Origin of the sequence: Bradyrhizobium sp. ISRA464, assembly GCF_029910095.1 — a bacterium.
GTDB lineage: Bacteria > Pseudomonadota > Alphaproteobacteria > Rhizobiales > Xanthobacteraceae > Bradyrhizobium.
Window position 1 is genome coordinate 8,345,040 of record NZ_CP094526.1, and the last position, 12,836, is coordinate 8,357,875.

General features: G+C 59.7%; 10 protein-coding genes. 7 read left to right on the forward strand and 3 right to left on the reverse strand.

The genetic code is table 11. The features are described 5' to 3' along the window. Window positions 1-297, forward strand: a complete 297-nt coding sequence (locus tag MTX19_RS38670; protein ID WP_280985767.1) for a hypothetical protein — start codon at window positions 1-3, stop codon at window positions 295-297. A 147-nt stretch (window positions 298-444) separates the two neighbouring features. Here MTX19_RS38670 and MTX19_RS38675 read toward each other — a convergent pair whose 3' ends face one another. Continuing rightward, on the reverse strand, window positions 445-1,347 hold the full coding sequence (locus tag MTX19_RS38675) for an SDR family NAD(P)-dependent oxidoreductase (RefSeq protein ID WP_280981848.1): 903 nt from the start codon (window positions 1,345-1,347) through the stop codon (window positions 445-447). 183 nt (window positions 1,348-1,530) lie between these two features. Between MTX19_RS38675 and MTX19_RS38680 the strand changes: the two genes are divergently transcribed. The 3 genes from MTX19_RS38680 (at window position 1,531) to MTX19_RS38690 (ending at window position 4,615) form a co-directional block, all read left to right on the forward strand. Continuing rightward, on the forward strand, window positions 1,531-1,998 hold the full coding sequence (locus tag MTX19_RS38680; RefSeq protein ID WP_280981849.1) for a MarR family winged helix-turn-helix transcriptional regulator: 468 nt from the start codon (window positions 1,531-1,533) through the stop codon (window positions 1,996-1,998). 957 nt (window positions 1,999-2,955) lie between these two features. Beyond that, on the forward strand, window positions 2,956-4,122 hold the full coding sequence (locus tag MTX19_RS38685) for an ABC transporter substrate-binding protein (RefSeq protein WP_280984637.1): 1,167 nt from the start codon (window positions 2,956-2,958) through the stop codon (window positions 4,120-4,122). A gap of 253 nt (window positions 4,123-4,375) precedes the next feature. Then, window positions 4,376-4,615: a hypothetical protein gene (locus tag MTX19_RS38690; RefSeq protein WP_280981850.1), complete on the forward strand. Its 240-nt coding sequence runs from the start codon at window positions 4,376-4,378 to the stop codon at window positions 4,613-4,615. Window positions 4,616-4,622: 7 nt separating this feature from the next. Here MTX19_RS38690 and MTX19_RS38695 read toward each other — a convergent pair whose 3' ends face one another. Further along, entirely contained in the window at window positions 4,623-6,962 is a 2,340-nt protein-coding gene (locus MTX19_RS38695) for an MMPL family transporter (RefSeq protein WP_280984638.1), read from the reverse strand. A 633-nt stretch (window positions 6,963-7,595) separates the two neighbouring features. On the opposite strand from MTX19_RS38695, the gene MTX19_RS38700 reads away from it, so the two are divergent. Next, a complete protein-coding gene (locus tag MTX19_RS38700) occupies window positions 7,596-8,195 on the forward strand; it encodes a cytochrome c family protein (protein WP_280981851.1) in 600 nt (199 codons plus the stop codon). 30 nt (window positions 8,196-8,225) lie between these two features. Here MTX19_RS38700 and MTX19_RS38705 read toward each other — a convergent pair whose 3' ends face one another. Beyond that, window positions 8,226-8,564, reverse strand: coding sequence for a hypothetical protein (locus MTX19_RS38705; RefSeq protein WP_280981852.1), 339 nt, complete (start codon window positions 8,562-8,564; stop codon window positions 8,226-8,228). 300 nt (window positions 8,565-8,864) lie between these two features. Here MTX19_RS38705 and MTX19_RS38710 point away from each other — a divergent pair, with 300 nt between their 5' ends. Further along, on the forward strand, window positions 8,865-9,077 hold the full coding sequence (locus MTX19_RS38710) for a hypothetical protein (protein ID WP_280985768.1): 213 nt from the start codon (window positions 8,865-8,867) through the stop codon (window positions 9,075-9,077). A 601-nt stretch (window positions 9,078-9,678) separates the two neighbouring features. Beyond that, window positions 9,679-12,585, forward strand: coding sequence for a UPF0182 family protein (locus tag MTX19_RS38715; protein WP_280981853.1), 2,907 nt, complete (start codon window positions 9,679-9,681; stop codon window positions 12,583-12,585). Window positions 12,586-12,836 lie beyond the last annotated feature (251 nt).

The window sequence follows — 12,836 nt, forward strand, 5'->3', positions numbered from 1 at the left end:
ATGCCAGTTTTTCGATATTCGCTTATTCCAGTATCCGGGTTCCTTGCTTCGTTGTTTGTTTACGATGCTTGCTTCGGTTTCGCTAACGACGTGACATCTCCTGCCAGCGTGGTCGCGCTGCGCTGGCCGGACATCGATGAGTTTCGCTTAACCAAAAATGCGGCCCATGTATCGCCTGCCGCGATGACGCCCGCCGCGCGCGTTAGGGAAACGTTTGCGATGTTTCTGCCGGGCGATCATCGGCGCATGCGCGACACGGCGCGGCCGCTGGCCGGCGCAGTGGGGCGACAGGGATAAGAGCGCCCGATCATTCTACAACCTGAGTTTAGCGGGTCTCTCGCCGGCAATCACGCGACGCAGCCTGGCTGCGTGGAGCGCAAGAGCGCTTGCCTCACCACTCCACCGAAGCCGAATAAGTGCCTGCTTTGAGCAAGTCGGGTATTCCTAGTCGCGCGCCGTATACACATCGGCGCGTCGCAGGACGAAGTCGTAAACGCTGAGCGGCGGCACGCCGGTGACCTTCTCCACATCGGACGTCAAGCGGTCGTACCGGTTCTGCTGTTTGAGAAGAGCCATTGTCGCGAGATGGGCAAGTACATGCGGAGACAACCTCCCGCTATCCTCAAGCTGCTTGCGCCAAGGTTCCCAAGGCACGTCCACATAGGTGATTGGACGTCCGAGAGCCCTGGAGAACTCTTCAGCAACGCCGTTCATGTCCTGGGAGCGCGGTCCCGTCAGTTCGTAGATCTTGCCGACGTGCCGGCCCGGGTCTTCGAGGATCGCAGCAATCACCCGCGCGACATCTTCACTTGCGATCGGCGAGGTCTTTCCATTCCCGAAAGGCAGTCGAATTTGCTGATGCTCGCGGATTGAATTCGCCGATAGCAGGAGGAAGAAAGTATCCAGGAATGACGTCGGGCGGACATGCACGACAGGCACTCCGGACCAATTCAGCGCCTGCTCCGCGAGCCAGTGCAGCTTCTGCTGTGGGCTGTCGGTGGTCGCATTGATGCTCATTTGCGATACGGTCATCTGCGAGATGTTCACGAACGCGCTCACATTATGATACTTCGCTACGGCGGCGGCATTGACCGTTGCCTCGAGATACGACGCCGAAACCGTCATACCGAAGTAGACCCGCTCGCAGCCTTCGATCGCTCGATGCATGGCGTGAAGGTCGAGAAGATCGCCGACGACGACTTCGACCCCGAGCTCGGCAAGTTTGGCTGATCGAACGTCCTGGTTGCGAACGAGGGCCCTCACCTTGGATCCTTGTCGGATCAGCAGCTCGCATACAGCATGACCAACGGTTCCTGCGGCACCAGTGATCAAGATGGGAGATTCCATGTCTTCCTCCTCGGGCGCGCCCTGCGAGCTGAGTCTGGGCGCCCTGAATAATAGGGGCATATCAAACCATAGTCGATATATGGCAGGAAACCAAAGCGCGCAACGCTCTCTCGCGCGCACCTGTTCTGGAACTATCGACAGCAAACACGAGCCGGTGATATCTTGGGAATTGAGAGGGTATTAATGCCGAAAGCAGCACTAAAAGCATCGGATTGGGTCGATGAGCCTGCACGTTGTAACTGCAACCAAGTCCGACGTGCAGCCAGGCGTCTCTCCCGGTACTACGACCTTGCCCTTGCCTCGAGCGGGCTCAAATCGACGCAATATAGCCTGTTGGGTTACCTTGTAACGTCGGGACCGATGGCTATGGCGCGACTGGCCAAGCTGATGTCCATGGACCGCGCGACCATGGGGCATAACCTGAGGCCGCTCCTGCGTGATGGTTTCGTTGAAATTTCAGTCGGCAAGAATGACCGGCGGGAGCGCATCGTTACCGTCACAAAGCAGGGGCATAGGGCGCATACCCGAGCCCTGGCTGCATGGCGGCGCGCGCAGACAGCCTTTGAAGAGGCTCTGGGGAAACGCGAAGCCTCTGCTCTGCGCGATTTGATGAATCGGATCGTTGACATCCCCCTTCCCCGCCCTGAGTAAATTGTATGATCCGGTGTGGCGCTCCAAAATCGAGCGCGCGCCGCGACGGCCGCAAAGCGTCTGATCACCCAGAGCGCGACGGCACGCATGGCATACGAAGGAAGAGCTGCTGAGGCGGAGGGCCGCAAGCCGGTGTATCACGGCAACTGATCGGAGATGCGCCTACGCATCGCTCAAATCCCCATTGCGCCTGCGGCACGCCTTACGTTCCCCAAGCGCGGTTTCCTCCTTGGAAACTTTCGGACGCCGGCCGCTGAACACCCGGATGCGATTCTTGGTGTCTCGAATGGCTGTTGCGCGCGCCGTGTCGCTCATGCGCCACTTCGATCACGCCCCCACCACGAGAGGCGGCAAACTACCGCTTGGCGTGAAAATCAAACCACTCGCCAAGACGGTTCTTGCCCGCACGTTCGTCGAAATCCTTCAAGAACGCCCAAAGCCCTCTGACTTCGCCGACCGAGCGCCACCGGCCGGGCGTGCCCTCAGCAAATGGACCGGACGAGCCCAAAGGAAATTTCCGGCCCTGGAAAGACCGTACACCCAGAGTTCGATGTGGCGAACGTCTGCTTTTGCGTCGGCAGCTGCGTCGTTGCGCTTCGCTGGCTGGCGATAGACGAATTTCGCCTCCAGAATTTAATTCTCGCGCGGACACACAGCCAGGTGCCGCAGGACGACCTGCCGAGTTGTCTGCTCATCGCTTGCGAACACAATCGCGAGCCGTTCCGTGACGCGCCCCCCGCATCTGCCGCGCGTCGCCGAATAGTGGCTTCAGCTATCTCGGGGCGATTACCGCAATTTAATTCCGCGACGGTTGAAAGTCGGGGAACCAGCTCGGAAGCCAGATGTTGGCGCTTCAGGGACGACGCGCCTTGAAGGCCATTCTATCGGAGGAAACAGATGATTGCGCTTCGCCCCGTCGCTGCGCTGGCGGCGATCGGATTGCTTGCGGCTGCCGGCATGGCTGCCGCGCAGAACACGACCAGCAAACACGAACCCGGCGTCACCGACACCTCGATCAAGATCGGGAATATCATGCCCTACAGTGGCCCGGCTTCCGCCTACGGCGTGATCGGGACCGCCGAAGCCGCCTACTTCCGCAAGATCAACGACGAGGGCGGCATCAACGGCCGCAAGATCGACTTCATCAGCTATGATGACTCGTACAGTCCGCCCAAGACCGTGGAGCAGGCACGGAAGCTTGTCGAGGACGACGGAGTGCTCCTGATCTTCAATTCGCTGGGTACGCCGACAAATACGGCGATCGAGAAATACTTGAACGGAGAGAAGGTCCCTCAGCTCTTCGTCGCGACCGGGGCGACCAAGTGGAATGACCCGAAGGAGTTTCCCTGGACCATGGGCTGGCAGCCAAGCTACCAGACTGAAGCGCACATTTACGCAAAATACATTCTGGAGAACAAGCCCGATGCGAAGATCGCAGCCCTCTACCAGAACGATGATTATGGCAAGGATTATCTCAAGGGTCTGGAGGATGGGCTTGGCAGCAAGGCCAACCTGATCGTCGCCAAGCAGGCCTATGACGTTTCCGAGCCGGCCATCGACTCGGAGATGGTCAACCTGCAGGCTTCGGGCGCGAACGTCTTCGTGGACATCACGACGCCGAAGTTCTCAGCTCAATCGATCGCCAAGGCAGACGAACTCGGCTGGCACCCGCTGTTCATCCTCAACAACGTCAGCGCCTCGGTCGGCAGCGTGATCAAGCCGGTAGGCTTCAAAAAAGCCCAGGGTATCATCTCGGCGGCCTATCTGAAGGATCCCACCGACCCGCAGTGGAAGGACGATGCCGAGATGAAAGCCTGGCTCGCCTTCATGGACAAATACCTGCCCAACGCGGATAAGAGCGACGCCAGCAACGTCTACGCCTACGCGGTTGCGCGCACGATGGTCCATGTGCTGAAACAATGCGGCAACGATCTCACCCGCGCGAACGTCATGAAGCAGGCGGCTAACCTGAGGGATTACGACCCCGGGATGTTGCTGCCGGGAATCAAGATCAACACCAGCCCGACGGAGTTTGCGCCAATCCAGCAGCTCCAATTGATGCGTTTCAAGGGCCAGACCTGGGAGCGGTTCGGCAAGGTGCTGAGCGGCAGGATCGGCAGCTGACAGTCCGGTCTCGATTCGACGATTGATACCGGCCGTCGCAGCTCGTTTGCGGCGGCCACGGATTCGTGCACCTGATCTGCTCCCCTCATCCGCCGATTGCCCTTCACTCGCCCGATGACAATCGTCAGGATCTGCCTCAGCTGCAACCACGCATCCGCATGAATAGCGCTCCGACGACCCCGGCAATCTGCGGGCTGGAACCGGTTGCCTCCAAGAACACTCGACGACTATGCGGGGCGACCCGAAGAATTCATTGGTCATCAATGTTGTGCTGGCGATATTCAACATCCTGGTTGGCATACTCCCCCGCGGGCTGGCAACGCCGGTCGCGAGACCCGAGCCATACGGCATGGTCATTCCAATCGGGCTGCTCATCGTGCTGCCGCTGCTTGGAGCGCAGCTCGGACTCGGCCCCAATGCAGTTTCGCATGTGCTCGCTTCTTCCGCGGACAGGACGATCAGCGAAATACTTCGCGTAACGAGGAACGCCTGAGCCGATGCTATCCGCGTCGACGATCGGCCTTCTGGAAGGTCGACCGTAGAAAGGTGACGGTCGGCCGCAGGATGGTCAGGTCGGCAACCAGAGCCAGAACCATTGCGAAGGTGCTGAGCCACCCGAACATCCGCAGCGCCGGCAGATTGGAGAACACCGTCACGATCAGCCCGCATGACAGCACGACCGAGGTCAGAATCAGGGCCGGCCCGACCAATATCGTAGCCCGCCTGACGCTGGCGGCCGAACCGTCACCCAGGAGTTCCTCGAGCCGCAGGCGATTGAGGAAGTGGATGGTCGCGCTCAAGCCCAAACCAAAGGAGACAGTGAGTGCTACAACGCTGGCAAACTGCAGGCCGTCGCCCAGCACCCACAGCACCGTTCCGGCGACCACAATCGGAAACACCGCAGGCAGGATGCTGGCAAGCATGGCCTGCATCGATCGGAAAGCGAGGCCGATGAAGGCGGCGACGAACACCGCCTCCACTGTCAGGCCGCGACTGAGCTTTTCGATCATCCTTGCGCTGTTTTGCGCCGCGACCGCGGACAAGCTCGTCACGGAAATTGCATAGCCCGGATATTGCTTCCGCACCGCATCCAGCGCCCGGTCCAGCGAGGCTACGATTGGGCGGATCTGGCTGGCATCGATGTCGGGGACGCGCCCGGCGACGACCACGGCATCCTGATTGGCGGACACGAACCGCCGCACCAGATAGCGGGGAAGAATGTCGACATAGCGCTTCAGCGTCGCTGTATCGGGCTTGCCGGTCTGCGCCAGCCAGCGCCGCAGGGTCTCGAGCGACCAGACATTACTGATCCCGCGCTGATGCTCCATGATGCCGTGGACCTCGGCGATAACGTCGAGCGTTTGCGGCACATAGAGCGATGCGCCCTTCGGGAACTGGATCATGACATTGATCGGGTTGGATCCGGTCAGCTCGGAATCAAGACGACCGGCCGCTGCGACCGCCTGGCCGCGGTCGGGCACCTCGTCGGCAAGGCGATAGCGCGGTTGCAGATGTTCGTAGATCGAACCGAAGCCGATCACGGCGAGGAGCCCGATCATCGTATAAAGCCCAGGACGGGAAACGATGCGGCCTGCGATCCAGCCGCAGGCAAGGCGCAGCGCATTCACCGCCCGATCGGCACGCCGGGCCCGTTCTGCAAATCCGGCTTCGTGGCGAACCAGCAGGATTCCGAACAGCGGCACCAGCAGCAGCACCGTCACCAGCGCAATGACGGTTGCAATCAGGCCGGCCTCGCCGAAGGCGCGGATCAGGTCCGACTGCGTGAACTGCAGCGCGATAAACGATAGGGCTGCCGTGCCGTGGGTCAGCACGCAGGCCGGCCCCACGACGATGATGGCATCGCGGAACGCCGCAAATCGATCCTTGCCGGCGATCATCCTATCGCGGGCAAAGAAGGTGAGCTGCATGCTGTCGGAGAAGCTGATCACCATGATCAGCGGCGTCATCACATTCAGGAAGATGTTGAGCTTGAATCCCAGCCAGCCCAGGGTGCCGAGACCAAGCAGGATCGCGATCAGCGGCGGCCCCGCCGCAACGGCCATGAACGACACCCGGCGGAAGAACAGAATTGAGATCAGACAGCCGGCGGCAAAGCCTGCGGCGTTGTAGATGACCCGGTCGCGCTCCAGCGCATGGCGGATTTCGAGCTGCATGACCGGCACGCCGGTGAGACTTGCCTTCAGCCCCGTCCCGGCAAGGTCGCCTGCGGCGGTGGAGCGGATATCGTGGACGATCGCAGCGAGCTTGGCGCCCCGTGCCGCCTGGGGATCGAGCGCCAGTACGATCAGGGTGAGATCGCCGTCCTTCGACAACAGTTTGCCGCGAATAATCTCGTTCGAAGCGATGCGGGAAACCAATGCTTGATAGGCGTTGCCATGCGGCAGCTGACCGGGGACCAGCGGCGCAGGCGGCCGGTCGCCCTGCGGCGGCTCGCGGGCCGAGAACAGCGAAATCACGCCCCTCGTCCCATCGATGAGCTGCAAGTCGGTGACCAGGTTGCGCAAACGGCTAAGTGAGGTACGCTCGAGCAGCGATTTTCCTTCGATCACGACGAGGACGTCGAATTCGCTGGAGGGAAAGCGACGCGACTCCAGCTCATATTGCCTGAACGAAGGTGTATCGGACCTGAAGAGCTGGCTTAGCGAATCGTCGATACGGATCCGTGGAATGCCGAACCCGGCCGCAACAACCAGCACCGCCGCAACACTGGCCACGATCGCCGGGAATCTCAAGGATAAGAGTCCCATACGCTCGATACCAAGCGCGAGCTCGCTTCGGCGATCGCGCAAGATCCGCCGACCTCGCCGCAGTGCGCGCATGATCTGCAGCCTGCGGTTCATGCAATCCTCGAAGCGCTCATGATCCGCGCCGCTCCGGTCGATCGGTCGGATCCGATTGCCCGGAACCAAACATCGCCTCAAGTGCCCGCCAGACCAGCTCGACTAATGATAACAGGATGAGCAAGGTGACCGATGACAGCAGTATCCCCAATGCCAGTTGGTCAGTTCCTCGCGTGGCCCAGAGGGCGATTAGGGCCGCCGCGACCAGCGCCGCCCATGACAGAACCGCCGCGGCCTCGCGCTCTGTCCTGCTTTGTTCACCCCGCCGATTTTCCAGGATATCGTTCGCGAGTCAGTGCTCAGCATTCCAATCCGGCGACAGGCCCGCTTGTTCCTGAACCTTTGCCTGAACAGCAACCGGGTGTCACAAATCGCCGTGAACCGCCGCGTTGCGCGACCGACCACAAATCTCAAGATGAATTCACGTTGGAAGTTCACGTTGGTAGCTTTAGCCCTTTGCGGATGCCGCTCATGCGCGCCGCTTGTCAGACTGTTCGGAACAAAGAGGATCGACGAACGTTCGAAAGTTGATCGTGGCGGGGGCCGGACGCCACATATGCCATCCGGCCAAGGTGGCAACCGAATCCACCTTCAATCGGCGCATCGACCGCCATGGATTCCTTTGAGCTGAACAAGGTCCTCGGAGCGATTTTGGCGGGCTGCATCGTGGTGCTCTGTGTCCACCTTCTTGCAAACTCAATCTTCGCTCCCGTTCAGCCGGCCAAGCCAGGCTTCCAGATCGCGGCTCAGCAGCCGGCCTCATCCGCTCCGGCTGCGAGGACAGAGGCGCCAGCACCGATCGCGACCCGCCTTGCCAGCGCGGACGTCAATCGCGGCAAGTCGGAGACCAAGGTCTGCATGACCTGTCATACGCTGAACAAGGGCGGCCCGAACAAGGTCGGCCCGAATCTCTGGGGCGTGGTCGATCGGCCGAGGGCATCCCATCCAGGGTTCGACTACTCGGCTGCGATGAAGGCCAAAGGCGGCAAATGGACCTTCGACGAGATCGACAAATTCCTGACCCACCCACAAGGCTATATTCCCGGAACCAAGATGACTTTCAGTGGAATCCAGAGTTCTGGCCAGCGGGCCAACCTGATCGCCTATCTGCGCACTCTCTCGGATAATCCCGTGCCGCTGCCGCAGGCCGCTGCACCAGCCTCGTCGGGCAGCGCGCAAAGCCCATCACAGAAGGGCAAGGCTGGAGGCTAGCATCGAGGCCGATCGGCAGTCGAGACAGATTCAGATCTGCTTGATCGAGGAGAATTCAAAATTGGAATCCGACGGGTTCTCGCCGATGCGTATCATGGTATCGCTCAGAAAATGATAGGGCGGGATTGGGAGGTTGTAGGGCGCGGGCACGCTGTTGAACACGCGCCCGGCCAGATCATGCTTCGAGCCATGGTAACCGCCGGGCCAGTTGGCGGGCGGCGACGTCGGATTGGGCTGCGGTTCATAGAGCGGGATGCATCCTAGGTGAGTACAGATGCCGACGACGACGCCGAACTCTGGTTTGGTCGAGCGATGCCCATTCTCCACGTAAGGCGCCTGTTGTAGTTCGGACGATTTCGGATCGGCCAACCGTACGCCGCACAGCGCGAACCTTTCTCCGATTTCATGATCGCTTCGCCCGGAATTAAGTTGATTTTGTTCGGCTCTGCATCGAAGCTTTCCAGATTGATCATGCAGACAATGACATCACCCGGTACGCGCTCCGGGCGGAGGCGCGTTGTCGAGTTCAATTCAAGCAACGACGCCGGGCGCCAGAGCCGAGGGCAGACGCAAATCAGCGAGGCAGCAAGCACAAGCCGACATAGCCAAGAGGTCAAGACCAGCGGATAACCGCACTAAGAGAGATTGCAATAGACAGCGGAGGGCACCGTGCCACAATTCGATCGCGAGCTTGTTGCGCTCATGCGGAGCGCGCTTGAGGATGTGATGTCGAAGGTGCCTCCGAAGATCTCCAACACAGCAACCAAGGCTTTTCTCGCAGAATGCATTCTCAAGGCTGCTGCGCAGGGCCACACCAGCTACAACGAGCTCCTGGCTGCGGCGACTGATCACCTTCAATCCATCATGACGATGTTTTCATGAGGACCGTCGGCGACGCACTTCCAGACCGAGGACTTCTGTAAAGTTGCTGTCTGCATCAGACAAGGCAGATGATCTGGTCAATTGCTGATGCAGCCTGCAGCGTCACGCGGCGCGGACGTTTTGCTCCACCAGCAGCACGGAAATTCCAGAGGCACGAGCCCCGCGGATGACCTTGAAGACGTCGCGAACGACAAGCGGCGCAAGTTCCTGCGACGGCCCGTCGAGGATCCGAGTGCACGGTCGCCGCTTCGCTTTGTTACGAAATGTTCATTCGCGCCGACCGCTGGGAGCGACCGCCGGTGACTACCAGCGGGAACCTTCGAACGACTTTTCTGTTGCTCTAGTTGCTCAGCACGAGACCAAGCTGATCGGACCTGCATTCAGCGAACCGGCCAGCGTGAGTTGCGATCGCCGACTGATCCAACTCTCTTGGCGAGCCTGCTGCGAGTGAATCCATCTTTTGCGCTCGACCTGTTGCGCGCAAGGGATAGAGCGTCGCTCGCGATCTCAGACGGTCAAAGGTGCACGTGATCCTGGGATGTCGCCACCCAAAGTTCGGTTTCGTCAGCCTGATTGGTCCCGCCAGATGAAGTGATCGAAAATGGCCACAGAGCCGGTGCGCCGGGAATGGCGCTGGTCCAAACCGCCGAGAAACCGGGACACCGGCCTCGCACCCCAAGGATCGCCCCGACGATGGGGGTTGTATCTTGTTTTAGCTATCCTGATAGGAGCGATCCTGCTCGAAGTCCCGGCCTATCTCCAGAAGTGGCTGTGGATGCGACAACTCGGCTATCTCGAAATCTTCCGGACCCTGCTCTCGGTCCAATGGGGCATGTTTTTCCTTGGCTTTGTGTTCGCCTTCCTGTTCTTCTGGTCCAACCTTCGACAGGCGATCCGCAGCGCCTTTCTTTTGCACGGCGGATTCCCGACCGAGGACCTTGGCGGCCCTTGGGGGACTGCGACCCGCAACGTGCGCACCCAGCAGTACGGACTCGCCTGGCTGCGGGCGGCTGAAATCGGGACCAGCGGTATCGTCGCCTGGGCCTTCGCCCTCGCCTTCAGCTCGAATTGGAACACCTACCTGCGCTTTCGCTACGGCGGCGACTACGGATTGCGCGATCCTCTGTTTGGCATCGATATCGGCTTCTATCTTTTCCACCTGCCCTTCTACGAACTGGAGCAGCATTTTCTCGGCTATCTGGCTTTCGTCACGCTCGCTGCGGTCGTCGGGGTCTATATTATCGGCTCGTCGTTTCAGGCGATCGGCGGCGACCTCACATCGCATACCACCCGAAGCGCGATCAGGCACACGTCTGCACTGCTCCTGGTTCTGGTCGCACTCGCCGGCTGGGAGTTCTATCTCGACCGCTACAATTTGGTCTATTCGACGCTGGGAGTCGTCTACGGAGCGGGTTATGCCGCCGATCATGTCACCCGGATCGCGCTAATGTTCATGCTGGGCGTCTCGATCGCATCCTGCTTGCTGCTAGCAATCAGCCTGTTTCGACCGCAAATGCGTACCATCACGACGGGCACCGTCGCATATGTTGTCCTGTATTCGCTCAGCGTCTTGTTGCTGCCGGCCGTTGTTCAGCACTATGTCGTTCAACCCAACGAGTTAGCCCTCGAGACCCCTTATCTCAAAAGATCCATTGCGTTTACCCGGACAGCCTACGGGCTCGAGAAGGTCAAGGACGCCTCTTATCCGGCCCTCGCGGATTTGACGTCTGCGGCAATTGCCAGGAATCAGGATACAACCGGCAACATTCGGCTATGGGATGATCGCCCTCTGCTCCAGACCTATCAGCAGACCCAGGCGATCCGCCTCTATTACAAGTTCTACAACGTCAGTACAGACCGCTATCGCCTCGCGGACGGTTACCACCAGGTCATGCTTTCGACCAGGGAATTGTCGTCAAAGCTCCCTTCAAAAGCTCAAACCTGGGTCAATGAACGGCTGCAGTTCACGCACGGCAACGGCGTCGTCATGAACTTCGTTTCGAAGACCGCGGGAGACGGTGTCCCGCAATACATCCTCGACAATATACCGGCGCGATCAGATTTCGGATTACAGGTCACACGGCCGGAAATCTATTACGGCAAATCAATGCGGGGATATCGAATTGTCGCCACTCGCGTGAAGGAATTCGATTATCCGAAGGGCGACGACAACGTCTACACCAGCTACGCAGGCAGCGGGGGCGTTCCACTGGACAATTTCTGGAAGCGAGCGCTGTTTGCCTGGACTCAGGGCGACGTCAACATTCTCTTGACGTCCTATCTAAACCCGGAGAGCCGTATTCAGATCTGGCGCCGCGTCCGCGAGCGAGTTGCGCAGATAGCCCCGTTTCTGCGTTTTGACGACGACCCCTATCCCGTGGTCAGCGATGGCAAGCTGTACTGGATTGAGGACGCCTATACGGTTTCCGACTATTTCCCGTATTCAAATCCTTCGCGCGCGCCCGTGCAGCAGAGTCACGTCGAGGCAAGGAGAGGCTTCGCGGTCAATCCGGGCGGCCACATGGTCCCGCCTCCAACGACTGCCGCAGAGGCCGACACCGAGCTGACCAGCGGTCTGAATTACATCAGGAACTCAGTGAAGGTTGTGATCGACATGTATAATGGCACGGTCCGATTCTACGCGATGGATCCTGCAGACCCGATACTGGCCGTCTATCGTCGCGCATTCCCGGGCGTGTTCGCCGACCTCTCGAAGCTCTCGGGAGACCTGAAGAGCCATTTGCGTTATCCCCAAGGCCTGTTCGCGATCCAAGCCGACCAATACAGGCTCTTCCACATGACGGATCCTCAGGTTTTCTACAATCAGGAGGACCTCTGGCAGTTTCCGAACGAGCACTACGAGGGCGAGACGCATTTCATGCAGCCGTACTATGTCCTGATGAAGTTGCCCGGCAGCGAGAGGCTCGAGTATCTGCTCATGACTCCGTTCACTCCGCCGGGCCGCGACAACATGATCGCGTGGATGGCAGCAAAATGCGACTTTCCCGACTATGGAAAGATCATCGTCTTCCTGTTGCCGAAAGAAAAGCTCATCTACGGACCGAGCCAGGTCGAGGCCATGATCGACCAGAATACCAACATTTCCCGACAACTCTCCCTGTGGGACCAGCGCGGCTCACATGTTATTCGCGGTAGGCAAATCGTCACTCCGGTCGAGAACTCATTTCTCTACGTGGAGCCGATTTACCTGACGGCCACGGGTATTCCCTTTCCGCAGCTCAAGCGCGTCATCGTCGCAGCCGACGGCAAGGTGACGATGGCGCCGACACTTGATGCGGCGCTCGTCGACCTTTTCAGGCCGCAACAGTCGGCGACAGGGCCAGCACTGACGACGGGTCAAAGCGGAAACGGGCGGAAGCAAATGAGCATCGATCAGGCCAGAAAGGCCTTGGACCAAGCAAAGAAGGCATTGCAGCTAGGCAACTGGGAAGAGTTCGGCAAGGCGATGGGCGCGCTCGATCGCCAGCTATCGACAACATCAAATTGAGTGTGGCGCATTGGCGGGCCGCAAACAATTTGCCTAGTCGAGCGCGCCTTAACATCATGGACGATGTCATCGCGAACAGAGATCGCCCGGGCTCTGGCGAGACGGCAGAGCCTTCGGGGAGTGCTCGCGCGGCCAGGGATGAGGAGACGTTCCGTTCGTCGTGCCTGAGACGCATACCACACTGAAGATGACGTCGACCGATCTTCTGGAATCGACAAGTGCAACGGCTGAGGCGGCGTTCCGTATCTCGA